The 23,960-nt window shown below is 65.5% G+C and carries 19 protein-coding genes; 12 read left to right on the forward strand and 7 right to left on the reverse strand.

Going from position 1 to position 23,960, the window contains the following annotated elements:
* Positions 1-3 precede the first annotated feature (3 nt).
* From P9230_RS18420 to P9230_RS18440, 5 genes are all read right to left on the reverse strand, one after another.
* Complete coding sequence (locus tag P9230_RS18420; protein ID WP_278120310.1) at positions 4-1,158, reverse strand: YcaO-like family protein; 1,155 nt, start codon at positions 1,156-1,158, stop codon at positions 4-6.
* Between the two features lie 23 nt (positions 1,159-1,181).
* Entirely contained in the window at positions 1,182-4,343 is a 3,162-nt protein-coding gene (locus P9230_RS18425) for an AAA family ATPase (RefSeq protein WP_278120312.1), read from the reverse strand.
* A 303-nt stretch (positions 4,344-4,646) separates the two neighbouring features.
* Positions 4,647-6,179, reverse strand: coding sequence for a DHA2 family efflux MFS transporter permease subunit (locus P9230_RS18430; RefSeq protein ID WP_278120314.1), 1,533 nt, complete (start codon positions 6,177-6,179; stop codon positions 4,647-4,649).
* A 298-nt stretch (positions 6,180-6,477) separates the two neighbouring features.
* Entirely contained in the window at positions 6,478-7,662 is a 1,185-nt protein-coding gene (locus tag P9230_RS18435) for an HlyD family secretion protein (RefSeq protein WP_278120316.1), read from the reverse strand.
* Positions 7,659-8,138, reverse strand: a complete 480-nt coding sequence (locus P9230_RS18440) for a MarR family transcriptional regulator (protein WP_095801336.1) — start codon at positions 8,136-8,138, stop codon at positions 7,659-7,661. The genes P9230_RS18435 and P9230_RS18440 overlap by 4 nt, the downstream gene beginning before the upstream one ends.
* Positions 8,139-8,410: 272 nt before the next feature.
* Between P9230_RS18440 and P9230_RS18445 the strand changes: the two genes are divergently transcribed.
* From P9230_RS18445 to P9230_RS18470, 6 genes are read left to right on the forward strand one after another with little or no spacing between them, the layout of a single operon-like run.
* Positions 8,411-9,019 (forward strand): CDP-alcohol phosphatidyltransferase family protein, encoded by a 609-nt coding sequence (locus tag P9230_RS18445; RefSeq protein WP_278120318.1) that lies wholly within the window; start codon positions 8,411-8,413, stop codon positions 9,017-9,019.
* Positions 9,020-9,055: 36 nt separating this feature from the next.
* Positions 9,056-10,843, forward strand: a complete 1,788-nt coding sequence (locus P9230_RS18450) for a bifunctional alpha/beta hydrolase/class I SAM-dependent methyltransferase (protein WP_278120320.1) — start codon at positions 9,056-9,058, stop codon at positions 10,841-10,843.
* A 12-nt stretch (positions 10,844-10,855) separates the two neighbouring features.
* Positions 10,856-12,187 carry a phosphatase PAP2/dual specificity phosphatase family protein gene (locus P9230_RS18455; RefSeq protein WP_278120321.1) on the forward strand — a complete coding sequence of 444 codons (1,332 nt, stop codon included), beginning with the start codon at positions 10,856-10,858 and terminating at the stop codon, positions 12,185-12,187.
* The gene (locus P9230_RS18460) at positions 12,184-12,627 is read left to right on the forward strand and encodes a hypothetical protein (protein ID WP_278120323.1); all 444 of its coding nucleotides are present in this window, start codon (positions 12,184-12,186) and stop codon (positions 12,625-12,627) included. Before P9230_RS18455 ends, P9230_RS18460 begins: the two co-directional genes overlap by 4 nt.
* Positions 12,624-13,283, forward strand: a complete 660-nt coding sequence (locus P9230_RS18465; RefSeq protein ID WP_067324862.1) for a lysophospholipid acyltransferase family protein — start codon at positions 12,624-12,626, stop codon at positions 13,281-13,283. The genes P9230_RS18460 and P9230_RS18465 overlap by 4 nt, the downstream gene beginning before the upstream one ends.
* A complete protein-coding gene (locus tag P9230_RS18470; RefSeq protein WP_278120325.1) occupies positions 13,283-14,218 on the forward strand; it encodes a phosphatidate cytidylyltransferase in 936 nt (311 codons plus the stop codon). Before P9230_RS18465 ends, P9230_RS18470 begins: the two co-directional genes overlap by 1 nt.
* On the opposite strand, the gene P9230_RS18475 is transcribed toward P9230_RS18470, so the two are convergent.
* Positions 14,200-14,427 (reverse strand): hypothetical protein, encoded by a 228-nt coding sequence (locus P9230_RS18475; protein WP_127240133.1) that lies wholly within the window; start codon positions 14,425-14,427, stop codon positions 14,200-14,202. The two genes, P9230_RS18470 and P9230_RS18475, sit on opposite strands and share 19 nt — an antisense overlap.
* Positions 14,428-14,436: 9 nt before the next feature.
* Here P9230_RS18475 and P9230_RS18480 point away from each other — a divergent pair, with 9 nt between their 5' ends.
* From P9230_RS18480 to P9230_RS18500, 5 genes are all read left to right on the forward strand, one after another.
* Positions 14,437-15,573 (forward strand): efflux RND transporter periplasmic adaptor subunit, encoded by a 1,137-nt coding sequence (locus P9230_RS18480; RefSeq protein ID WP_245322389.1) that lies wholly within the window; start codon positions 14,437-14,439, stop codon positions 15,571-15,573.
* A gap of 2 nt (positions 15,574-15,575) precedes the next feature.
* Positions 15,576-17,144: an FAD-dependent monooxygenase gene (locus P9230_RS18485; protein WP_278120328.1), complete on the forward strand. Its 1,569-nt coding sequence runs from the start codon at positions 15,576-15,578 to the stop codon at positions 17,142-17,144.
* A gap of 119 nt (positions 17,145-17,263) precedes the next feature.
* Complete coding sequence (locus P9230_RS18490; RefSeq protein WP_278120330.1) at positions 17,264-20,368, forward strand: efflux RND transporter permease subunit; 3,105 nt, start codon at positions 17,264-17,266, stop codon at positions 20,366-20,368.
* Positions 20,369-20,446: 78 nt separating this feature from the next.
* On the forward strand, positions 20,447-20,860 hold the full coding sequence (locus tag P9230_RS18495) for a hypothetical protein (RefSeq protein WP_067324856.1): 414 nt from the start codon (positions 20,447-20,449) through the stop codon (positions 20,858-20,860).
* A 30-nt stretch (positions 20,861-20,890) separates the two neighbouring features.
* Complete coding sequence (locus P9230_RS18500) at positions 20,891-21,223, forward strand: hypothetical protein (protein WP_278120332.1); 333 nt, start codon at positions 20,891-20,893, stop codon at positions 21,221-21,223.
* A 113-nt stretch (positions 21,224-21,336) separates the two neighbouring features.
* Here the strand turns inward: P9230_RS18500 and P9230_RS18505 are convergent, their stop codons facing one another.
* Complete coding sequence (locus tag P9230_RS18505; protein ID WP_278056205.1) at positions 21,337-22,830, reverse strand: winged helix-turn-helix domain-containing protein; 1,494 nt, start codon at positions 22,828-22,830, stop codon at positions 21,337-21,339.
* 148 nt (positions 22,831-22,978) lie between these two features.
* On the opposite strand from P9230_RS18505, the gene P9230_RS18510 reads away from it, so the two are divergent.
* Positions 22,979-23,812 (forward strand): AraC family transcriptional regulator, encoded by an 834-nt coding sequence (locus P9230_RS18510; RefSeq protein ID WP_278120334.1) that lies wholly within the window; start codon positions 22,979-22,981, stop codon positions 23,810-23,812.
* Positions 23,813-23,960 lie beyond the last annotated feature (148 nt).

The raw sequence follows: 23,960 nt of genomic DNA on the forward strand, positions 1-23,960 counted from the left end.
TCTCTACCCCTGCAAAAGCGGCTGCAAGGCAGGGATGACGATCCTGACAACCGACAGGGCGTCGAGCGGTCGCGTTCCCACCCGGATTAGGTGAACCGCCTCGAACCCTCTTTCTTCGAGAATTGCCAAGAGGACCGAGAGCCCGTCCGATGCCGTGTTGAACTTCTGCTCGGCGAGAGCGCGGAAATCCACGCTGCGCGGGCCATCGCGGAGGAGCCGGCGATGCGCTGCGATCATCTGCCGATCCGGGTATTTCGGATAGAACGCGCGCGTCAGGTCATCGCGCGCGCCCGAGATCGCCGCCAGACGGGCCTGGGCCGCTTCGTAGATGGCGTGTGCCGCCGCGCCGGCGAGACTGAAACCGGCAGCCGAGCCATCAGCCGGATGATCCAAAAGGACCGTTTCCGTCGGTTCGTCTTCCAGCAGATGGCACCACACCACCGGGATGCCCAACGGCGACAAAGCTTGCCAAAGGCCGACCAGCACGTTCTTGGCCGCCAAAGTTTCCAGGAGATCGCGGAGCGACGGATCGTCGATCGTCTCGGGATCGATGCGTTGACGATGGAAAAACCCGTGGGTCCGGTATGCCGTGGCGATCGCGTCGCGTTCGATGCATTCAAGCATGCCATGAACGATGGCATCCGTCTCCTCGAAGCCTGCGGCCAAACCGCTCGTCGATGCCGCGAAAATGCCGTCGTGGGGCAGTGACGGCAACACATAGGCGGTGTGCGCGAGCTCGAACGGGACCAGGTCGCGTCTGCCGGTAAGAAGATTGTCTGCGGCTACCCACGTCGTTTCCCTGCCGCGCCATCCGGGCGCGGTGCCTCCCTGGAGATGCCTTTCGAAACGATCCGGCGGAATGTGCAATTGATCGGCGCAGCCGACGACTGTGTCGAAATTCGCCACCTGCTCTGCAAAGAAGCTCTCGGCCGATTCCAGCAGGGCCGATATCGCGGCTTGCGCCAAGGTGGCGCCCTTGCCTTGCGCGACCGCGTTGGAGAGCGAGAAAGGTCTTGTCACCTGCACGACCGGGATGCCGAGTTGGTCGAGCCCGGTAATGTCGGCGATCCGCGTGATGCCCAGGCCTTCGCGCATCTTCATCAGCCTCGCCAGCGCCTCGTCGGGCGGCGGACCCAGGCGTTTATATCGCTCCAGCATCGCGGATGCTCTTGCAGGGCCGGCTAGTGCCGAACGGCCGATTCGGGATTGACGATCAGCGCGGCGCCCGGCTCGAGAGCGGATTTCGCACGTTCGACCCGATCGCGATAGCGCGACAACAGTTCAGGTGCCAGGCCTGATGATTGAAGGGTCTGGTATGTACTGACGAGGAAAGGCACGGCGCTTTGCTCCGCGGCTATGGCGATGCTCTTTTCGAGGGCAGCGATTACGTCCGCCTCCGCATCGCCCTGGAGAAGAAGTAGCTCCGCCTTTCGCCTATAGAGTTCTGCCAGCCAGAAGCGGCTGCCGCCGGCCTCGGCCTGCGCCACAGCCGAGCCCAGCAGAGCGAGCGCCTCATCAACCTCGGCAGTTCGTGTCAAAAGCTCTGCCAGCATGCCGCAATAGACCGGCTCGTCCTCAGGCGTCTGGAACTCGCCATGCAGGCCAAGGCCCTGCCGCATTTTTTCCCTGCCGCTCTCGACCTTGCCGGCGTTGCCGTCGCACCAGCCTTCGAAGATTTGCGCTGCGGCGGCGAGCGCGGGCATATTGTGGTGCTCCGTCAAGTGGCGCAGATCCGCTATCACGCTTCGCAGCATCGAAAAATCGCGACGATAGCAATGCAGCATCGCCTCGTTGAGGTAGGCATGCGCGATGCTGCCGGCATGTCCGGTTTGCTGCGCCCAGCTCTTAGCTTCCGACATCGAATGGATCGCGCTCGCCGGCTTTCCGACGAACCACATCGACAAGGCGCGGTGGGCGAGCCCGCAGACCCTCGCGTCATGCCCGCCGAACAACGCAGCATTGGCTTTGCCCTGGCCGTGCTCATAGAGCGACAGTCCGGCGTCGACGGCCGCGATGCAGCGGTAGTGGCGGCCAAGATTGAAGTCGATTGCCCACACGCAATGCCTGGCCTGGAGTTGCACTTCGGCATCCTTGACATCCCTGAGATCGCTGAGCACGACTTCCGCGCGCTCACCGTCCATGACAGTATCTGTGAACCACCAGCCCCAGTAGATCGGGAACCACTTGGCCCGCTCGGCCACCGGCCGCCGCCGGGCGATCACCACGCCGTCCTCGTACAATTTGCGGGCGGGCGCTGAGTTCGGACCTTCGACAGCGGTCAGGATGGGACCGAGCACGATCATTGCCGATAGCCGCAGCGCGTCTCGCGTGTCGGCTGCCGCAACGCGCTCGCAGAGCGCCAATGCATGCTCGAGTATCTGCCTCGCTTCCGCCATTGCCGAGCGGGACGAGCTTTCCGTGCCTGCGATCACGAACTGAGCGATCGCGTCCTCCACAAGGCCTGCGCGCTCGGCGTGCTCGGCGACCTCGGCGGTGCCCAGCCACCCGGCCAGGTTTCGGTTGCGGCTCACCGCGGTAAACAGGCGGCGATGCAAGGCCTGCCGTCTCTTGCGCAGTGTTGCGTTGTAGATCGTCTCCTGGATAAGCGCATGGCGCACGCCATAGACCGGAACGCCGGAAGGCCGCACGCGGATCAGGAACCCGGCCTCACTCAGCGAGTCCAGCGCGTTTGCGATGATTTCGTCGTCGAGCTCCGGCACCAGCGCGCGCAGCAATTCCTGATTGAAACGATTGCCCGCGACGGCCGCGGCTCGCGCGACTTCGCGTGCCGGCCCCAGCGTTTCGAGCCTGGCCTCGATTACGCTTTCGAACACCGAGGCATGACTGCGCGTCGCGGTCTGCGCCAGCCGATCTGTTGCCGAGGCCGCGTTCTCGGTCATCCACTGGCAGATTTCCTCGATGAACAGCGGGACGCCTCCGGTCACGCGTTCCACCACGTCGAGCAATTCCGGGGAAGTTGACGGCTTGCCTTGCGGCCACATCGCCGCGATCGCCAGCCGCGTTTGCTCGCGGTTGAGCGGCTTTAGCGAGATTTGCCTAGGATTCGATGCTGCCAGCCAGCTCCCGGATTCAAGGCGCGTGGTCGCGATGACAAGCGCCGGGAAGTGACGGGTCGACTGTGCAAGCTCAGCCAACAATTGTCTCGACGTCAGGTCGATCCAATGGATGTCCTCGACCACCAGGAGGATCGGCCCGCTGGCGCACAAGGCTTCGAGCGAGTGGCGAACCGCCCAATTGGCTTTCGCGCGCATCGCCTCGGCGTCGATCTCCTTGAGCATCGGATCGGCTCCCGCAGCGCCGAGCAGGAACGAGAAGATGTCGATGATTTCGGGATCGCGGACGTCATGATGGCGAAATGCCTCCGCCACGGCGGCAGCGCTCAGCTGTCCTTCGTTGCCGGCGAGATCGCCGCGTACGTTCTGTAGCAGCGGATGCAGCGCCGAGTGCAAGCCGCCGGGCGTGCACTGGAAGAACAGCAGTTTCGCGCGCTGGTGACGCGTGCGCCGGCGCACTTCGTGAAGAATGCGCGACTTGCCGATTCCGGCCTCGCCCTCGATCACCACCACGCCGCCGTTTCCCGCAACGGCGCTGGCCCATGCTTCGGCGATCGTGGCGAGCTCGGCCTCGCGAGCGACGAGCGGACTGCTCAGCCGCCCGAAGGCGAAGAATCGATCGACCTCCCGCTTGTGACTCAGCGCGCGCCAGACCAGCTCCGGCTCGGCAAACCCCTTGATCGCATGGGTGCCCCTAAAGCTGAACACATGTGACCGTCGCGCCAGGTTGCGCGTCGCGTCCGAGACGACCACCGTATCCGGCTGCGCGATGGCCTGGAGCCGCGTGGCCATCGCGAAGGCAGGGCCGGTGACATTGTCATGACCGGTGTCGGCGTCACCCTTGTGGATCAGGGTCATCGATGTCGCGATTCCGACCCGGACATGCAAATCGGCGCGGCCTTTGTCCGAACCGACGCGCCTGCAGGCGTCGATGATTTCGAGCCCGGCTCGGATCGCCAGCGATGCCGCGTCCTTGGCGTCCATCTCGGCAGGAAACAAAGCAACGCCGCCATCGCCGACCTCAACCTGGACGGCACCCGAGCATGACGCGACCGCCTGTCTAGCCGCCCGCTGGAAGGCTGATATCAGTTCCTCGAACTCTTCGATGTCCAGGATGGCAAGAAGGTCGGTCGATCCGACCAGATCGTAGCAGAGCGCGGTCAGGATCCGGCGCTCATGCCGGGCTTCGGACGCATTGTTGCCGTTGCCGCCCAGAAAACCTGTTGCCACCGGCGCCGCCGGCAAAGCGACCGGACCCTTGTCCGACATGCTGCGATTTCCTCGCCGAGTGCAGTGACGGCAATATTAGCAAAGTGCGATGCTGTCCACAAAACAGTTGGCCGGTGGGCAGGGCTGGAAAAAGCCGATGCTGGGATCATTATGGAGCTATGCTCATGCAGCAAACTTCCCGTGGCCCTGACACCAGTTGTGACCGCTTTTGGTGGGCGGCCGGGATGACTTCAATGACCGACATGCGGCGCTTAGCGGTCAATTCGGCGGACATAACCGAGCTGCATTTATGGCCGCAATGTCAGCGTGATTGGGACTGGCACGGAGACCGCCACCAAAACATCAATCCATATGAGCGGCCGGCGCGCTACCTGCGGGAGCCTCCTTCGGCTTGCGCAGCAGGATGACGAACGGGACGGCCAGCAGCGTCATCACCATCAGGAGTTTGAAGTCGTTGATGTGGGAGATCATCATCGCCTGGACGTTGACCAGCCTGTCGACCTGCGAAAGGGCCATGGGATCACCGCTCGCCGCCGCGGGCGAGGCTGCCCACAGGTTGGGGTTGTAGGGGTTGATGAAGGCTCCGAGCTCGCTGTGGTTGACCTGCGTGTTCTGCACCATCAGCGCCGCAACCACCGAGACGCCGATCGATGAGCCGAGATTGCGCACAAGGCTGAACAGCGAGGTGGCGTCGGTGCGGTAGCGCGCGTCGAGCGTGGCGAAGGCCACCGCCGAGAGCGGCACGAACACCATGCCCATGCCGAGGCCCTGGATGACGCCCGAAGAGATGATCAGCCAGTTGTCCATCTGCGGCGTGAAGCTCGCCATGGTGTAAAGCGACTGCGCGGTGAGCAGGAAGCCGATCGCGACCAGAATACGCGCGTCGATCCTGTGCATGATGCGGCCGACGAACAGCATCGAAATCATCGTGCCGATACCGCGCGGGCCGAGCACGACACCGATGGTGACGGTCGGGTAGCCGAAGATGTTGGCAAGCATCGGCGGCAGCAGCGACATCGAAGCCAGGATCAGCACGCCCATGACGAAGATGAAACCGAGCCCGGTCACGAAATTGCGGTCGAGGAAGATTTTCGGATCGATGAAGGGACGTTCGGACGTCACCGTGTGGATGATGAACACCCAGAAGCCGGTGATCGACAGCGCAAGCTCGATCCAGATCTCTGTCGAGGAGAACCAGTCGACCTCGCCGCCGCGGTCGAGCATCAGCTGCAGCGCGCCGACGCCGAGCGAGATCATGGCGAAGCCGAAGAAATCGAAGCTGCGCACGCGCTTGGCGACGACAGGCAGGTAGGCGGCCATGCCGATGAAGGCGAGGATGCCGACCGGCAGGTTGATGAAGAACACCCAGCGCCAGTTGAAATTCTCGGTCAGCCAGCCGCCGAGCGTCGGGCCGAGGATCGGCCCCAGCATGATGCCGGCGCCCCAGATGGCCATGGCCTGGCCGTGGCGTTCGCGGGGATTGATATCGAGCAGGAAGGTCTGCGACAGCGGCACGATCGCCGCTCCGAACACACCCTGCAGCAGGCGGAAGAGCACCATCGTCTCGAGGCTCCACGCCATGCCGCAAAGCATGGAGAAGATGGTGAAGCCGACGACGGAGGCCAGGAACAGCTCCTTGCGGCCGAGGCGGTCGGCGAGCCAGCCGGTGACCGGCGTCATGATGGCGGCGGCGACGATATAGGAGGTCAGCACCCAGTTGATGTTGTCAGGCGAGGCACCGAGGTCGCCGGTCATGGTCGGCAGCGCGACATTGGCGATCGTGGTGTCGAGCGCCTGCATGACCGTCGCCAGCATCAGCGCGACCGTGATCAGCCCGCGGTGCGGTACTTCCTTGAAGGGTTCGGGCGTGCTCATGGTGCTGAGCTTCCAGCAGGTAACAAAAACGGGTACATTGGGATTCCGGGCGGCGAGGCCTTCCTTTGAGACCCTCGTCGCGGTGGGACGCGAGGATCGATGTGGGGGTTACATCGAGCGAAAGTCTCTGTTGGAGCGGATGCCTGCCGCCCGGAAACCTGAGGACCGACGTATCCGTGTCGAAAGCCTCTGCCTTGGATCGACCCGCGACGCGGCTCGCCTCAAACGCTCGGCTTTCACACCCCTCCCTTCAGAGCATTCCCTTGCGGCCGCTCATGCCCGCGGGCTTCACCTTGCTTTATTGCGCGTGCTCGCCGGCCGTGGCGTGACCGAAGATCGACGGCAATCCGCGCGCGACGCCGGTATCGACGGTGACCGTCGCGCTCATGCCGGTGCGCAGCGCCATCTTGGCGTCGGGGTCGGTCATTTCCAGGCGCACGGGAATGCGCTGGGTGACCTTGACCCAGTTGCCGGTGGCGTTCTGGGCGGGCAGCAGCGAGAACTCGGCGCCGGTGCCGGCGCCGATCGCCTTGACGGTCGCCTCGAAGGTCCGGCCCGGATAGGTGTCGACCACGATCTCGGCCTTCTGGCCCGGCTTCATATGGGTCAGCTGGGTTTCCTTGAAATTGGCGTCGATCCAGGTGTCATCCGTCTCGACCAGCGCGAACAGCGGCGTGCCGACGGAGACATACTGGCCGACCTTGAAGGACGAGGCCTGGTAGATGATGCCATCGGACGGCGCCTTCACCGTGGTCTGCGAGAGGTTGTAGGCGGCCTTGTTGCGCGCGGCGAGCGCCGACATCACACTCGGATGCTTGTCGGTCTCGATGTCGGGGTTGCCGCCAAGCGCCGCCTTGGCGCTGATGATGCCCTGCTCGGCGACCGCAAGCTGCTGCTTGGCCTTGTCGAGGTCGTTGCGGGCCTCGTCCAGCGACGACTTGGCATTGATGCCTTTCTCAGCGAGATCGGCGGCGCGGTCATATTGCGACTGCGCATAGTCGACCTCGCTCTTGGCCGACTTCTGCTGCGCCATCGCCTGGCTGTAGGCGGCGCGCAGCTGCTCGACATTGAGCCGCGCGGCGGCGACAGCCGCGTCGGCCTGGGCCAGCGCGATCTTGTAAGGCTCGGGGTCGATGACGAAGAGAAGGTCGCCCGCCTTGACCGTCTGGTTGTCGGCAATGCCGACCTGGACGATGCGGCCGGCCGTATCGGAGGCGATCGAAATCCGGGCCTGCTGCAGGTTGGCGTTCTCGGTCTCCTGGTACCGTCCGCCGGTGACCCATACATAGGCGCCGCCGGCGAGCAGCGCCAGCGGCAGGGCGACCATCAAAAGGAAGCGGCCGGTGCGGCGCTTCTTCTTCGGTGCTGCCGGTGCGACCTGCGGCTCCGCTGCCGCGGAGACCGGCGCAGCCTCCGGCTTCGCCGGCGCCTCGATCTCGAGCTTGGTGACGTTGTCGTCTGCTTTCTTGGCTGCCGCGTTCATGCTGCCCGCCCTTCCGTATTCTTGATCTTTTCGAGGGACGACGTCTCGCCGTCGGTCAAATTCTGCACGATGGTGTCGAGCACCCGGATCAGGATGCGACGGTCCTCCAGCGATACGCCGGTGAGCGATTCCTCATAGACCTCGCCGGCGAGGCTTTTGACATCGGCGTAGGCCGCGTTGGCCTTTTCGGTCGGGAAGATCATGCGCACACGCCGGTCGGCCGCATCGGCGCGACGCTCGATCCAGCCGCCCTCCTCCATCCGGTCGACGAGGCGCGAGACGCTGATCGGCTCGATCTCGAGCAGTTCGGCGAGCCGCGCCTGCGCGACACCGGCCTCCTTGGCGACGCGGACGAGAAGCCGCCATTGCGCGGAGGAAAGGCCCAACCCGCTGGCGCGCGCCTCGAAGCGCTTGCGCATGAGGCGCTGCACGTCGTGGATCAAAAATCCCAATCTGTCGATGCCATCTGAAACCATGAGCGGCATATATAATAAGCGTGCTTACTATTCAAGTGGCTGCGTTGTTCCAGAAGCCGGCAACCGCATGCGGCCATGCCAGGGCTGCATGGTCGAAGCTCGCCAAGGCGGGCATGAGAGCGCCACAGAGCGCCGGCTCCGGCGTCGTCTTCAGGCAATGGGTGCATGGCATGGTGCCAACTGTCTAGGATTCACAGTGTTTTAGCAGCTGTGCTGGTGCCGTTCGGCATGTTTGTGATACATCTGGCGGCGAGGATCGGGGGATCATCGCAATGCCGACGCTCTATGCGCTGAAGCCGGCTTTCCAGGACAGGCTGCGGCCGCTGGTCAACAGGCTGGCGGCGATGGGTGTGATGGCCAACGGCATAACGGTCGCGGCTGCGCTGCTGTCCATCGCGGCTGGATCGGCGATCGCGATCCTCCCCGATTGGAGCCCGCTGCTCTTCCTCATCCCCCTGGTGCTTTTCCTTCGCATGGCGCTCAACGCGATTGACGGCATGCTGGCGCGGGAACATGGCCAGGCCTCGACGCTCGGCATGTACCTCAACGAGATCTGCGATGTCGTCTCCGACCTTGCGCTGATCCTGCCGTTTGCCGCCTTCCCCCAATTCGGCGCCTGGGGCGTCGTCGCCTTTGCCATCGCCGCGGCGCTCACCGAGTTCGCCGGCGTGCTCGGCATCGCCGCCGGGATCGGGCGAAACTATGCCGGGCCGTTCGGCAAGAGCGACAGGGCGCTGGCGCTCGGCGTGGTCGCCGTGCTCGCCGCGGCCGGGCTCTGGCCGGAGGCAATCGCGCCGTTTGTGTTTCCGGCCATGGCTACGCTTTCGCTGCTGACCGCCATAAACCGGATACGCGCCGGTCTTATTGGCAGCACCGGCTGAGCACCGAGACTCGCCATGCCGTCCGGGGGAACCACCATGCTTCACGAACAGGTCGCCAGCGCGCCGGCGGAAAGCCTTGCGCGGCAGGCGCAGGAACGCACCTTCCGCAGCCATGACGGCACGCAGATCTTTTACCGCTACTGGCCGGCGATGCAGGCCACGGCCAAGGGCGCGGTCGTGCTCTTCCATCGCGGACACGAGCATGGCGGCCGCATGGCGCATCTCGTCGACGAACTCAGCCTGCCCGACTACGCCTTCTATGCCTGGGATGCGCGCGGCAACGGCCGCTCTGCCGGTGAGCGCGGCTATGCTCCGTCTTTCGCCGCGCTGGTGCGCGATATCGACTGTTTCATGCGCGAGATCGCGGCCAGGGACGGCTTTGCCGCGCAGGACATCGCGTTGATCGCGCAGTCCTTCGGCGCGGTCCTGGCGGCCGCGTGGGTGCACGACTATGCGCCCAAGCTGCGCGCCATGGTGCTCGCCTCGCCCGCCTTCTCGGTGAAACTCTATGTCCCTTTCGCCAAGGAAGGCATCGCGCTGTGGCAAAAGATCAAGGGGCGCTTCTTCGTCAATTCCTACGTGAAGGCGACCCTTCTCACTCATGACCCTGTGCGCATTGCTTCCTTCGAAAACGACAAGCTGATCACAAGGCCGATCGCCTCGAACATCCTGGTCGAGCTCTATCAGCACGCGGCGCGCATCGTTGCCGATGCGCGCGCCATCACCGTGCCGACGCAGCTTCTTCTGTCGGGCAGCGACTGGGTGGTGCGGCACGCGCCGCAGCACGAGTTCTTCGTCAATCTCGGCAGCCGGGCGAAGGAGCGCCAGGTGCTGCCAGGCTTCTTCCACGATACGCTGGGCGAGCGCGACCGCGCCAAGGCGCTCGACCTGATCCGGCCGTTCCTCGAAGCGCAGTTCGCGGCACCGGCGGAAGCTGTCGACCTGAAGCAGGCGGACATCGCCGGCTACACGCGCGACGAGGCCGACCGCCTCGCCTCGCCGCTCGATCTGCTTTCGCCCAGGGGCCTCTACTGGGCGACGAGCCGCGCCTTCATCCGCATCGGCAGTTGGTTCTCGCAAGGCATGAAGGTCGGCGTTACCACCGGCTTCGATTCCGGTTCGACGCTCGACTATGTCTATGAGAACGAGCCGCGCGGCCTGGGGCCGATCGGCCGCATGGTCGACCGGACCTTCCTCGACGCCATCGGTTGGCGCGGCATCCGCCAGCGCAAGCTTCACATCGAAGAGCTGATCGGCTCGGCGCTGGCAATGCTGAAGGCCGCTGGGCGGCCAACCAACATCGTGGACATTGCATCTGGTCACGGCCGCTACGTCCTCGATGCGATCGACATGAGCCGGGAGCAACCGACCAGCGTTCGGCTGCGCGACTATTCCGACCTCAATGTCGAGCTTGGCCGCAAGCTGATCGCCGAGCGGCAATTCCCCGCTAGCGTGTCGTTCCAGCGCGCCGACGCCTTCGACGGCGACGGGCTCGCCGCGCTCGATCCGGCGCCGGACCTCGCCATCGTCTCCGGCCTTTACGAGCTCTTCTCCGACAATGCGCTGATTGCGCGCTCGCTCGGTGGCCTTGCCCGCGCCATGCAACCGGGCAGCCTGCTTATCTACACCAACCAGCCCTGGCACCCGCAGCTCGAAATGATCGCGCGCAGCCTGACCTCGCATCGCGGCGGCCAGGCCTGGGTGATGCGGCGGCGCACGCAAGGCGAGATGGATCAGCTGGTCGAGGCGGCAGGCTTCGAGAAGCTCGACCAGCGCATCGACCAATGGGGCATCTTCACCGTCTCGCTGGCAAGGCGGCTTTAGGACCACCGCCGCATGCCTTCCAGTGCCGAGCCCCCGCCACTTTCACCCAGCGCCGAGCCCTATGGGCGTGTCGTCCTGCGCGCAGCGCTGTGGCTCGCCTTCCTCGCGCCGTTCTTCTATTCGACCTACGGCTTCGCCAATTGGCTCGCCTCGACGCGCGACCATGTCGGCAGCATCGTGTTCTCCTGGGAACACCATGTTCCGTTCGTCGCCTGGACGATCGTGCCCTACTGGTCGATCAACCTGTTCTACGGACTGTCGCTCCTGCTCAACGACAGCCGCCAGGGCGTCGACCGGCTTGCCGGCCGCTACCTCACCGCGCAGATCGTCGCCGTCGCCTGCTTCATCCTGTTTCCGTTGACCGCCACCTTCGTGCGGCCGGAATCGAGCGGCCTGCCGGGTTTCCTGTTTGCGGTGCTCGGCGGCTTCGACAAGCCGTTCAACCAGGCGCCGTCGCTGCATATCGCGCTGTTGGTGATCATCTGGGATCATGGGCGCCAGCGCCTCGCCGGTCCTTTGCTGGGGCTCTGGCACGGCTGGTGCTTTCTGATCGGCGCCTCGGTGCTGACCACCTGGCAGCATCATTTCATCGACATCCCGACCGGCGCGCTGCTCGGCTTCTTTGCCCTGTGGCTCTTTCCGGCACAGGGCCAGCTGCCGTTCGCCGGTTTCCGCCTGACTGCCGACGGCAAGGCATGGCGGCTTGCGCTATACTACGCGCTGGGCGCCGCCCTGGCGCTAACGGGCGCTGTGGTCGGCGTCTTCTTCTCCGCCCTCGCCTTGTTGCTCCTATGGCCTTCGCTGGCGCTGGCCATCGTCGCCTTCGCCTATGCCGGGGCCGGCGCGAAAGTGTTCCAGAAGGCGGTTGATGGCCGTGTGTCGCTGGCAAGCCGCATCCTGCTTTGGCCTTATCGCCTAGGCGCCAGGGTCAATGTCTGGGCATGGACGCGCAAGCTGCCACCGGTCGTGCCGGTCAGCGACGGCGTCTTCCTTGGGCGGTTCCCGAACGCCGCCGAGGCTGACGGCTTCGGCACGGTGATCGATCTCGCCGCCGAGCTTGAGCGGCCGGGCGACGCGCCGGGCCGCTGGCAAAGCTTCGGCATGCTCGATCTGCTGTCGCCGCCGGCGGACACGCTCGACCAAGCGGTGGCGGCGATCGAGCCGGCGCGCCGGCATGGCACGGTGCTGGTCTGCTGCGCGCTCGGCTTCCAGCGCAGTGCCACCGTCATCGCCGGATGGCTCGTCGCGAGCGGCCGCTCGCACACGCCGTCACAGGCGCGCAAGCAGCTCGCCGCGTCCGGACGACCGGTGCATCTTCAGGTCGGACTGGACGAGCCGGCATGACGGACGAAGCCTATCAGCAGCGGACAGCCGCCTTTGCCGCGATGCTGATCAAGCACGCCGCATGGCCGGCCGCGATCGTGCTCGTCTGCGACGGCTTCGCGCCTTTGGTCGCTTCGGCGCGCGGCGCGCTCCAGGCGCCGATCGCGGTGCTGGCGCTGCTGGTCGCCGCGGCAAGCGCCGTCGTGGTGCTTGGGTTTTCGGCGCTTCTCGCCTTCGACGCGCTGTTGTTCCGGCTGATGACGAGCCATGACAATGAGCGTTCGGGATGCGCCGCGGTCGACGACGTGCTGGCGCGCATGCGGCTCAAGCCTGTCTCCTCGTCTCCGCGCCCGCTCGAGGACCGCATCGCCGGAACGCGCCGCCTGCTTGCCCGGCAGCGCATCGCCTTCGCGATCTTCGTCATCGCGTTCCTGACAGCCGGATTCTGGATGCCGGGATGAACAAGCTGTCGCTCCGGACCTTCACGCTGCTGCAGACGGCGACTTCGGTCGGCCTGTCGGCGCTGGCCCGGGCGGTGACCGGCGTGCGTCCGATCTGGAGCGGCTGCCAGCCATCGGACCGGCAGCGCATCTATTTCGCCAACCACACCAGCCATGGCGATTTCATCCTTTTGTCGGCCTGCCTCAGCGAAAGAGAACGCGCCACCACACATGCGATCGCCGCCGCCGAATATTGGCGAAAGTCGCGGCTGCGCCGCTTCATCGCCGAGGACATGCTGTCCTCCGTGCTGATCAGCCGGCAATGGACGAGCCCGGAAGAGAACCCGATCTCCGTCATGCTTTCCGTCCTCGACCGGGGTCATTCGTTGATCATCTTCCCGGAAGGCACGCGCAACATGAGCGACGAGCTGCTGCCGTTCCGCTCCGGGCTCTACAATCTGTCGATGGCGCGGCCGGAAGTGGAGCTGATCCCGTGCTGGATCGAGAACATGTCGCGCGTGTTGCCCAAGGGCCAGTTCCTGCCGGTGCCGCTGCTTTGCCGCGTGGTATTCGGCGCGCCGGTGGCGGTAGCGCCGGGCGAGGAACGCCGCGCCTTCCTCGAACGCGCCCGGGCCGAACTTCTGGCGCTCAATCCCCGCCCTGATCGAGACGAATGATGCGCCACGAAATCAGCATCCTGATCATCGGCCTTTTCGTGGTGCTGACCACCGCCAGCGCCACCGCCGCCGTGCTGTCGGCGCGCGCGCCGAAGCCGCTCAGCGCGACGCTCACCAACCTCACCCAGCGCATCAATGCCTGGTGGGTGATGGTGGCGCTGATGACGGTCGCCTTCTTCTTCGGCCGCTACGGCATGACTATCCTGTTCGCGCTGATCTCGTTCGCGGCGCTGCGCGAGTTCGTGACCTTGACGCACAGCCGCCGCAGCGACCATTGGGTTCTGCTCGGCATGTTCGGCATCGTCATTCCGTTCCAGTACTGGCTGGTGTGGACGGCCTGGTACGGGCTGTTCGTGATCTTCATCCCGGTCTACTGCTTCCTGCTGATGCCGGCGATCACGGCGCTGCACGGCGATACCGAGCGCTTCCTGGAGCGCGTGTCGGCGCAGCAATGGGCTATCATGATCGCGGTCTATTGCGTCAGCCACGTCCCTGCTCTGCTGACGCTGAACGTGCCCGGCTTCGAGGGCCGCAACCTGCTGCTCGTCGCCTTCCTGATCATCGTCGTGCAGGGCAGCGACGTGCTGCAGTACATCTTCGGCAAGCTGTTCGGAAAGCACCGCTTCTCGCCAAAGGTCTCGCCGTCGAAGACCTGGGAGGGGCTGATCGGCGGGCTCTTCGCCTCGAGCCTGCTCGGCGCGCTGCTCGCCTTCATCACGCCCTTCTCGCCATTGCAGGCCTCGGCCGTCGCCTTCGTCGCCTGCACGATGGGGTTCCTCGGCGGGTTGGTCGCTTCCGCCATCAAGCGCGACCAGGGCGTGAAGGATTGGGGGCATCTGATCGAGGGCCATGGCGGCATGCTCGACCGCACCGACAGCCTGGTCTTCGCCGCGCCGATCTTCTTCCACCTGGTGCGCTATTTCTGGACGGTTTGAGCGTCGGCATCGGCGTCTCCCCTGCGCAATTCCAAGGTCGCCTCACCCAAACATCGGAAAATTTTCAGAAACCGTTCGGGATTTCCGGAGCCGGAAGCGCCAAGAAGATCGGGCTGGCGAAAAGACAGGCCGCAAAGCCCGATCTCCCTCTCCAGCCAACTGATTTCCCGGTCGCCGCATCCTCCCAGCGCGGCCGCAACCTTGGTCATGGAGACAACATGATTGCACTTTTTCATAACAGGCCGCTGCGGCGCCGCCTTGTCGCCGGATCGATCGCCGTTCTTGCCTGCGGCGGCGCCATGGTCTGGCACGGCGCCAGAAGCGAGGCCTCGAACGTGAAGCCCGCCGCAGCCGAGACAAAGCTTGTCAAGGCCATCGCGGCCGTCCCGATGCTCAGCGCCGATACCCGCATCGCCATCGGCGAGATCCGGCCGAGGCTAGAAAGCGACCTCGGCTTCCGCGTGTCGGGCAAGCTGCTCGAACGTGTCGCCGAGATCGGTTCGACGGTGAAGAAAGGCGAGGTGCTGGCCCGCATCGAAGACCAGGACTATCGCAACCGGCTCGCCAGCGCCGAGGCCGATGTCGCGGCGGCACAGGCCGTGCTTGTCGAAGCAAAAGCTGCGGAGGCCCGGATCGGTGCGCTGCTCGGCAAGGGTTTTACCACCCGAGCCAATTATGACGCGACACTGAAGAATCTGCGTTCGGCGCAGGCCAAGCTCAAGTCGGCGAACATCGCCTTCGAGATGGCCAAGGACCAACTCGGCTATACCGAGCTGCATGCGGAATTCGACGGCATCGTCACCGCCACCGGTGCCGAAGCCGGCCAGTCGGTCAATGTCGGACAGATGGTGGCGCGGGTTGCCGATCCGGAGAGCCGCGACGCCGTGTTCTCGATCGCCGAAGCGGTCTTCGCCAACGCACCCGATACCAAGCACCCGCCAAAAGTGACTGTCTCGCTGCTCAGCAATCCGGCGATCACCGCGGTCGGCAGCATCCGCGAGATCGCGCCTATGGCCGACGCCGCGACCCGCACCTTCCAGGTAAAGGTCTCGATCGAGAATGCGCCCAACGAGATGCGCTTCGGCGCAAGTGTTTCCGGCCGCGCCGAGATGGGCGGCGCGCCGGTCATGGTGCTGCCGGGCAGCGCACTGTTCGACAAGGACGGCAAGCCGGCCGTGTGGGTCGTGTCCGCCTCGTCGGCGGTGGAGCTCAAGCCGGTCACGGTTGCCCGCTACGAGACCGACCGTGTCGTGGTCAGCGGCGGGCTCGCCAAAGGCGACCTGGTCGTAACCGCCGGCGTGAACCGGCTGCGGGAACACGAAAAAGTGCGTATCGTTGAAGGAGAGGAAAAATGACCATGTCCAAGACAAAGGTCTTGATTGCCGGCGCCGGTCCGACCGGGCTGACGCTCGCTCTCTGGCTGACAAGGCTCGGCGTCCCGGTCCGCATCTTCGACAAGGCCACCGGTCCGGGTGAAACCTCGCGCGCGCTCGCCGTCCAGGCCCGCACGCTGGAGTTCCATCGCCAGATCGGCATCGTCGAGGACATCCTTGCCGAGGGCATCCGGCTGGAACGGCTTACGTTGCATACGCCGGCCGGCGTCGCAGCGCGGCTGCCGCTTTCCGATTTTGGCCGCGGCATCAGCCCCTACTCCTTCGCCTTCGCGCTGCCGCAGGATATCCATGAACGCGTGCTGATCACGCATCTGGAACGCGCCGGCGTCGAGGTCGAGCGCGGAACGGAGCTCGTTGCTTTCCAGGACAAGGGTGACGCGGTCATCGCGACTCTTTCGCGGAACGGCAAGACGGAGACCGTCAGCGCAGCCTATCTCGCCGGCTGCGACGGCGCCCGCAGCACGGTACGCCATGGGCTGAACATCGGTTTCCCGGGCGGTACCTACGAGCAGGCCTTCTACGTCGCCGACGTGAAGGGCACGGGCAACGTCACCCGCAATGGCATGGACACGACCATCAGCACCTATGGCTTCGCTATCGTGATGCCCGTCCGGCAGTCGGGCTCGCTGCGCCTCATTGGCATCGTGCCGAAGGCGCATGAGGCCGACGAGACGATCAGCTTCGAGGCGATCCGCGCCGATGTCGAGCGCGACACCGGCGTCACGGTCGAAGAGGTCAACTGGTTCTCGACCTATCGCGTCCATCATCGCGTCGCCGAGCGCTTCCGCGCCGGCCGCGTGTTCCTCGTCGGCGATGCCGGACACATCCATAGCCCGGCCGGCGGCCAGGGCATGAACACCGGCATGGGCGATGCTGTGAACCTCGCCTGGAAGCTAGGCGCCGTGGTGCAGGGCCGAGCCGATCCTCGCCTGCTCGACAGCTACGAGCCGGAGCGCATCGCCTTTGCCCACAAGCTGATCGAAAGCACCGACAAGGTGTTCCGCTTCATCACCAACCGCTCGCGGCTGGTCGGCCTGTTCCGGCGTTACGTGATGCCGAAGGTCATGAACATCGGGTTCCACACATCGTTCGGGTCGCGCGCATTCTTCGGCGTGATCTCGCAGACGGCGATCCAGTACCGCGCCGGGCCGATCAGCTCGGGCGTGGCGGGCAGGGTCAGCGGCGGCGATCGCCTGCCCTACGTCACGGGCGCGGGCGGCGACAATTTCGAGCCGCTGCGGTCGCTCGACTGGCAGGTCCATGTCTATGGCGAGGTCAATTGCGATTTCCGGGCGATGCTCGCGCCGACAGGAATTGCAGTGCATGCCTTCGCCTGGACAGACGCAGCCGTGAAGGCCGGCCTGCAGCGCGACGCAGCCTATCTGGTGAGGCCGGACGGCCATGTCGCGCTCGCCTCGCCGGTCCAGGAGGCAGCCGCCTTCCAGCGCTATCTCGCCGGCCTCGCCATCAGGCCGAGAACCGCCGAGCGCGCGCCCTACCGTGTGCCGGGCACCATGCACAGCCTGGCCTGAATTGCTATGGCGCGCCCGCCAAGCGGCGGGCGCTGACCGAACCCAAACCGTCATTTGTTTTGGCCAGCCGGCAGGCGCCGGCGGAGCGCGCTTGCGCGCGCCCTGAAAGGAACCGCATCATGACCAGCTTCAATCTTTCCGAATGGGCGCTGCGGCACCGCAGCTTCATCGTCTACCTGATGATCGCGGCCGCCCTTGCCGGCCTCTACGCCTATGGCGGCCTCGGCCGCGAGGAGGACCCGCCCTTCACCATCAAGACCATGGTGGTGAAGACGATGTGGCCGGGCGCCAGCACCAGCGACACGGTGGAGCAGATCACCGATCGCATCGAGAAGAAGCTCGAAGAGCTGCCGGACCTCGACTACGTCAAGAGCTACACCAAGCCCGGCGAATCCGTCGTCTTCGTCAACCTCAAGGACACGGTGGCCGCCGACCAGGTGCAGCCGCTCTGGTACCAGGTGCGCAAGAAGCTCGACGACATCAAGCCGACGCTGCCGTCCGGCGTGCAGGGCCCGTTCTACAACGACGAGTTCGGCGACACCTATTCGCTGATCTACGCGCTCACCTCCGACAGCCTCAGCCATCGCGAGTTGAAGGATCTCGGCACCAGCCTGCGCGCCGGGCTGCTGACGGTGAAGGACGTCGCCAAGGTCGACCTCATCGGCCAGCAGGACGAGAAGATCTATCTCGAATTCTCGACGCAGAAGGTGGCGGCGCTCGGCCTCGATGTCGGCACGCTGTCGCAGGCGCTGCAGGCGCAGAACGCGCTGACGCCGAGCGGCACGGTCGATGCCGGCCCGGAGCGCATCGCCATCCGCGTCTCCGGCAGCTTCACCTCCGAGGAAAGCCTCAAGGAGATCAACTTCTACGCCAACGGCCATTACTTCCGGCTGGGCGACGTCGCCGAGGTCAAGCGCGCCTATTCCGACCCGCCGCAGCCGATGTTCCGCTTCAACGGCAAGCCTGCGGTCGGCATCGCCATCTCGATGACTTCGGGCGGCGACGCGCTGGCGCTGGGCGAGACCGTCAAGGAGAAGATGCATGAGATGCAGGCCGAGCTGCCGCTCGGCGCCGAGCTCGGCCTGGTCGCCGACCAGTCGCATGTGGTGGAAGAATCCGTCGGCGAGTTCACCAAGAGCCTCGGCGAGGCGATCGCCATCGTGCTCGCCGTCTCGCTGCTGGCGCTCGGCTGGCGTCCCGGCGTCGTCGTGGCGGTCGCCATCCCGCTGGTGCTGGCGATCACCTTCGTCACCATGGAGTATTTCGGCATCTCGCTGCAGCGCATCTCGCTCGGCGCGCTGATCATCGCGCTCGGCCTGCTGGTCGACGATGCCATGATCGCGGTCGAGATGATGATCTCGCGCATGGAGGAAGGCTACGACAAGATCTCGGCCGCCACCTATGCCTACACCTCGACCGCCTTCCCAATGCTCACCGGGACGCTGGTGACGATCGCCGGCTTCGTGCCGGTCGGCTTCGCCAAGAGCGGCGCCGGCGAATACTGCTTCTCGCTGTTCGCTGTCGTGGCGATCGCGCTCGTCGTCTCGTGGGTGGTCGCGGTGCTGTTCACGCCGCTCACCGGCGTCTTCCTGCTGCCCGATCGCATCAAGGGTCATGGTGGCAGCCATCAGCCCTCGCGCATCGGCCGCGGTTTCCAGGCGCTGCTCGAGATGGCGATGCGGGCGAAGTGGCTGGTGCTGTCGGCGACGGCCGGACTGTTCGCGCTCTCCGTCGTTGCGATGGGTTTCGTCGGCCAGGAGTTCTTCCCGAAGTCCGACCGGCCCGAGGTCATGCTCGACCTCACCCTGCCGCGCACCGCTTCGATCAAGTCGACGGATGCCGTGGTCGAGCGCGTCGAGAAGCTGCTCGCCGCCGATCCAGATATCGACCACTGGAGCTTCTATGTCGGCCAGGGCGCGGTGCGCTTCTACCTGCCGCTCGACGCACAGCTCGCCAACGACTTCTTCGCCCAGGCGGTGGTCGTGACCAAGGGCCACGCCGTGCGCCAGGCGGTGATCGACCGGCTGGAGAAGCAGCTGTCGACCGGCTTCGACGACGTCATGGCCCGCGTCACGCCGCTGGAGCTCGGCCCGCCGGTCGGCTGGCCGCTGAAGTTCCGTGTCAGCGGTCCGGATCCGGACAAGACGCGCGGCCTCGCGCAGCAGTTCGCCCAGGTGCTGGGCAGCGACGCCTCGGTGCGCAACATCAACTACGACTGGAACGAGCCGGCCAAGGTCATCAAGGTCGATGTCGACCAGGACCGGGCGCGCGCGCTGGGCATCTCCTCGCAGCAGCTATCGGAGACCATCAACGCGGTGCTCTCCGGCTCGAAGATCACGCAGATGCGCGACGACATCTACCTCGTCGACATCGTTGCCCGCGCGGTGGAAACCGAACGTGCCAGCATCGACACGCTGCGCGGCCTGACGATCAGCGCGTCCGGCGGACGGCGGGTGCCGCTCGAGCAGGTGGCGAAGCTCACCTACCAGACCGAGCCGCCGCTGATCTGGCGCCGCGGCCGGCTGCCGACCGTGACCGTCCAGGCCGATGTCGCGCCGGGCGAAAATGCCACGCTGGTCACGCGGCGGCTGGAGAGCGCCATCGCCGCCTTCAAGGCGGAACTGCCGGCGCGCTACAGCGTCGAGCAGGGCGGCGTGATCGAGGACAGCGCCAAGGCCCAGGCCTCGATCTTCGTGGTGTTCCCGCTGATGCTGTTCATCATGGCCACCGTCCTGATGGTGCAGCTGATGAGCTTCCAGCGCCTGGTGCTGGTGCTGCTCACCGCTCCGCTTGCGATCATCGGCGTCGCCGGCGCGCTGCTCTTGTCGGGCGCTCCGATGGGCTTCGTCGCGATCCTCGGCGTGATGTCGCTGATCGGCATGGTGATCCGCAACTCGGTGATCCTGATCGCGCAGATCGACCAGCACATCGCCGCCGGCGAGGAACCATGGGCAGCGGTGATCAGCGCCACCACGCATCGGTTGCGGCCGATCCTGCTCACGGCGGCGGCCGCCATCCTCGGCATGATCCCGATCGCGCCGACGGTGTTCTGGGGGCCGATGGCCTATGCGGTGATGGGCGGCCTCTTGGTGGCGACCGTGCTGACGCTGGTTTTCCTGCCGACGCTCTACGTCACCTGGTTCGGCATCAAGGCGCCGGCTGAGAGCACCCCCGCGGCCGAACCGACCGCGGCCGCAGCCGAGCCCCGGCCGCTGGTGGCCTGAGCGTTGCCTCCTCCCAGCAGCCACGGCGGCCAACGCCGCCGTGGCGACCTTTATCACCCAAAACGGAAAGGAACGATCATGACACCCTTCTTTGGAAATCTTCTCGTTCGCGTGAATGCCGGCTTCCTGGTCCTTGCTTCCGCAGGCGGGCTCGCCACCGACATTGCCGGCTCGTTCTTCGGGCGCGGGGCTGAAGCCGTGCTGCTCAACAACGCACCCGGCACCGGCATCGGCTTCATCGAGGCGCACGGGCTGGCCCTGATCATCGGCGTGACGCTCTGGCGCATCGCCTACTCCCGCAACTGGCACGCCGTGCTGGCTGCCGTGCATGTGCTGCTCGGAACGGCCAACCTTCTGTTCTGGCAGTTCTTCATCGCCGCCGACGTGCTTGTCGTCGGCTACGTAACAACCGCGGCGCACTGGCTGTTCGTGGTTGCTCACCTGGCGGCGCTGACGGGTTCGACCCGGCTGGCCGCTTCATCCTCCCACTAGAACTGAACACCAACCTCAGGAGAAACGAAAATGCCTGTGAAGTCTTTCAGGAAAATGCGCTCGGCCGCTGTGTTGCTCGCCATCGGCCTCGCCGCCGTCGAGATTGTCGGCATGGCCGTGCCGGCCCTGTCGCTGGTCGGTACCGCCGAAGCCCGCATCGGGGCGCCCTGGACACCGCACAGCGCCGCGGGCGTCGCTCGGCGCGCCACGACATGGCGTGTGCTGAGGCACACCACCGCCTGGGTCGCCACGCTGCCGGCAGGCTGCGTTCGCACCAAGGTCAACGGCTTCGACGTCTGGCGCTGCGGCCGGACCTACTACCGGCCCTATCAAGGCCGCTACATCGTGGTCGTCGTCGATTGAGGCGGCTCGGGCACAGCCCAAAGCGCGTCGCGCTGAAACGGATTCGGGCGACGCGCTTTAAGTTTTTGTTTTGATATCCCAGAACCGCTGCACACTTCCGGGGCGACATGCATTTAGCCGAGGGCAAGCCTGACGCCTTCGCAGAGATGCTCGGCATCGGCCGGATTTTCGAACGGCACGCCGTGCAGCGCATAGTCGAGCGGCGAGAAGGACGGGCCGTCCTCGATGAGGGCGATCTGCCGCCGCGCCTTTTCCCTGTCGCCCATCTGGGCATAGCAGGCGGCCAGCCTCGTCCTGATCCAGGGCGCCGGCCGCGTCGCGAGCTCCAGCGCTTCCGCCGCCTGCCGATATTCGCCCATCATGTAGAGCGCCAGGGCGCGGTCGAACTGGTACCAGTGCGGATGCAGCGGATCGATGCGAATGCCGCGCGCCAGCCAGGTCAGCGCTTCGAGCGGCCGGCCGCGCATGGTGAGCAGCATGCCCATCTGCTCGATGCTGTCGGCGTCGTACGGGTTGAGCTGCAAGGCGATGCGCATGTGATGCTCGGCCGCCTCGTGATCGCGCATATAGAGGCGGATCAGCGACTGCACGCGGTGGCCGGTCGGTTGGTCGGGCGACAGGGCCAGCCCTTTGTCGGCAAGGTCGCGCGCATTTTCCAGGACAGCATCGCTGGCGCGCCCGAACTCCCCGTCAAGCGAGCGCGCCAAAGCGAGATAGGAATAGGCAAGCCCGTAATTCGGATCCTTTGCGATCGCCGCCTCGAACAAGGCCTCGGCGCCGCGCTGGTCGGTCTGAGCGGGATCGCGCAGCAGCGCGAAGCCGCGCAGCAGGAGCTCGTAGGCGGCAAGGCTGGTCACCGGCTTGCGCGAGGCCTGCTCGAGGCCGGCGTTGGTGACCCGCGTGACCAGGCGGCTGACGATCTGCTCGACTATGTCGCGCTCGATCTCGAACAGGCCGGCGCCCTGCGACTGGTAGCGGTCGCCCCAGAGCTGGCTGGCGCTCGCGATGTCGACGAGGCTGACGGCCACCACGACATGCTCGCCCTGGCGGCGCAGCGATCCTTCGACCAGATAGTCTGCGCCGATGCGGGCGCGGATCTGCGGCCATTCGGCGCGGCCGAAGGAGGCGAAGGAAAAACTCGAATTGCGCGCCAGCACCGTGACAGTGCCAAAGCGCGCCACGCCGTTGATGATATCCTCGGCAAAGCCGTCGACCATCGCCTCATCGGCCGGATCGCCGCTCTCGTTGCGGAAGCGCACCACCGCCACGATCGGTTGGCTGCTGATCTCGGGCGCCGCTTCGGCTTCCGCGGCAAGCATATAGCCGCGCTTGGAGACGGTGCGCACCATGTCCTCGCCCAGCACCTTGCGGATCTCGCGCACCGACTGGGTGAGCGAATCCTCGGTGACATAGACGCCGGGCCAGACGACATCCATCAGCTCCGACTTCGGCACGACGCGACCCATATTGCGGGCGAGATGCGAAAGCAGCGCGTAGGCTTTCGGCCGCAGGAACAGCGGCTCGTTGATGCCGCGCAGCGTTCCCTTGGCGAGGTCGAGCGTGAACCCGCCAAATCGGAACACCTGATCGGCCGTCGCCGTCGTCATCGGGACACCCCTTCGCGCGTGCCGTTAATGCTAAGTCGATCCCACTCGACCCGGCATGCGCGTGGCTATTATTGCTCACTGCGCAATTTCGATCAAACTGCCTGTCGGAGCGCCGACTAGTGTGGCCGCGCCAAATGCGAGGAGCCGTATGAACCCGACCGAGAAAGCGCTGTGGTTTGTCGAAAGCCATCTGCCGGATGCGATTTCGCTCGACGATGTCGCGGCAAGCAGCGGCGTGTCGCGCTTCCATGTGACGCGCGCCTTCGGCGCCGCCACCGGCCGGTCGGTCATGGGCTATATGCGGGCGCGGCGGCTCAGCGAAGCGGCGCGCAAGCTCGCGGGCGGCGCGAGCGACATCCTGGCGGTCGCGCTCGATGCCGGCTACGGCTCGCATGAGGCTTTCACACGGGCCTTCCGCGACCAGTTCGGCACCACGCCGGAACTGGTGCGCGCTGGAGGCTCGACCCAAAACCTCGACCTCGTGGAGCCCATCCTCATGGACAGTTCGGTTCTCACCGCGCTCGAGCCGCCGCGCTTCGAGACCAGCCGGGCGTTTCTCATCGCCGGGCTCGGCGAGCGCTACAGCTGCGCGACCAGCGCCGGCATCCCAATGCTGTGGCAGCGCTTCGGACCCTATATCGGCAACATTCCCGGCGAGGTGCCCGGCGTCGCCTACGGCGTTTGCACCAATGCCGACGATGCCGGCAATTTCGACTATGTCGCCGGCGTCGAGGTGTCGGATTTCTCCGATCTGCCGAAGGATTTTTGCCGGGTTCGAGTGCCGGCGCAGAAATACGCCGTGTTTGCGCATCGCGAGCACATCTCGACCATCCGACGCACGGTCAATACCATCTGGAACAGGTGGCTGCCTGCATCCGGGCATGAGATCGCCGACGCCCCGGACTTCGAGCGTTACGGCCCCGAATTCGATCCGCGCAGCGGCAATGGCGGGCTGGAGATCTGGGTGCCGATCAAAGGTTGAGACGCCTTCCTCCTTCTCCCCTTGCGGGAGAAGGTCTCGCCGAAGGCGATGGATGAGGAGTGTTCCAGCGGAGTGAAACGCCGGCGTTCCCTGGAACACCCCTCATCCGTCTCGGCGCTGCGCGCCGATCCACCTTCTCCCACAAGGG

Source organism: Mesorhizobium sp. WSM4887 (assembly GCF_029625865.1).
GTDB lineage: Bacteria > Pseudomonadota > Alphaproteobacteria > Rhizobiales > Rhizobiaceae > Mesorhizobium.

What these genes read in the sequence shown, in the direction of transcription:
- P9230_RS18495 (WP_067324856.1), top strand. Translation starts at nt 20,447, where the DNA reads ATGACACCCTTCTTTGGAAATCTTCTCGTTCGCGTGAATGCCGGCTTC.
- P9230_RS18445 (WP_278120318.1), top strand. Translation starts at nt 8,411, where the DNA reads ATGCCGACGCTCTATGCGCTGAAGCCGGCTTTCCAGGACAGGCTGCGG.
- P9230_RS18430 (WP_278120314.1), bottom strand. Translation starts at nt 6,179, where the DNA reads ATGAGCACGCCCGAACCCTTCAAGGAAGTACCGCACCGCGGGCTGATC.
- P9230_RS18475 (WP_127240133.1), bottom strand. Translation starts at nt 14,427, where the DNA reads ATGACCAAGGTTGCGGCCGCGCTGGGAGGATGCGGCGACCGGGAAATC.
- P9230_RS18505 (WP_278056205.1), bottom strand. Translation starts at nt 22,830, where the DNA reads ATGACGACGGCGACGGCCGATCAGGTGTTCCGATTTGGCGGGTTCACG.
- P9230_RS18470 (WP_278120325.1), top strand. Translation starts at nt 13,283, where the DNA reads ATGCGCCACGAAATCAGCATCCTGATCATCGGCCTTTTCGTGGTGCTG.
- P9230_RS18460 (WP_278120323.1), top strand. Translation starts at nt 12,184, where the DNA reads ATGACGGACGAAGCCTATCAGCAGCGGACAGCCGCCTTTGCCGCGATG.
- P9230_RS18485 (WP_278120328.1), top strand. Translation starts at nt 15,576, where the DNA reads ATGTCCAAGACAAAGGTCTTGATTGCCGGCGCCGGTCCGACCGGGCTG.
- P9230_RS18450 (WP_278120320.1), top strand. Translation starts at nt 9,056, where the DNA reads ATGCTTCACGAACAGGTCGCCAGCGCGCCGGCGGAAAGCCTTGCGCGG.
- P9230_RS18420 (WP_278120310.1), bottom strand. Translation starts at nt 1,158, where the DNA reads ATGCTGGAGCGATATAAACGCCTGGGTCCGCCGCCCGACGAGGCGCTG.
- P9230_RS18455 (WP_278120321.1), top strand. Translation starts at nt 10,856, where the DNA reads ATGCCTTCCAGTGCCGAGCCCCCGCCACTTTCACCCAGCGCCGAGCCC.
- P9230_RS18440 (WP_095801336.1), bottom strand. Translation starts at nt 8,138, where the DNA reads ATGGTTTCAGATGGCATCGACAGATTGGGATTTTTGATCCACGACGTG.
- P9230_RS18465 (WP_067324862.1), top strand. Translation starts at nt 12,624, where the DNA reads ATGAACAAGCTGTCGCTCCGGACCTTCACGCTGCTGCAGACGGCGACT.
- P9230_RS18435 (WP_278120316.1), bottom strand. Translation starts at nt 7,662, where the DNA reads ATGAACGCGGCAGCCAAGAAAGCAGACGACAACGTCACCAAGCTCGAG.
- P9230_RS18510 (WP_278120334.1), top strand. Translation starts at nt 22,979, where the DNA reads ATGAACCCGACCGAGAAAGCGCTGTGGTTTGTCGAAAGCCATCTGCCG.
- P9230_RS18500 (WP_278120332.1), top strand. Translation starts at nt 20,891, where the DNA reads ATGCCTGTGAAGTCTTTCAGGAAAATGCGCTCGGCCGCTGTGTTGCTC.
- P9230_RS18425 (WP_278120312.1), bottom strand. Translation starts at nt 4,343, where the DNA reads ATGTCGGACAAGGGTCCGGTCGCTTTGCCGGCGGCGCCGGTGGCAACA.
- P9230_RS18490 (WP_278120330.1), top strand. Translation starts at nt 17,264, where the DNA reads ATGACCAGCTTCAATCTTTCCGAATGGGCGCTGCGGCACCGCAGCTTC.
- P9230_RS18480 (WP_245322389.1), top strand. Translation starts at nt 14,437, where the DNA reads ATGATTGCACTTTTTCATAACAGGCCGCTGCGGCGCCGCCTTGTCGCC.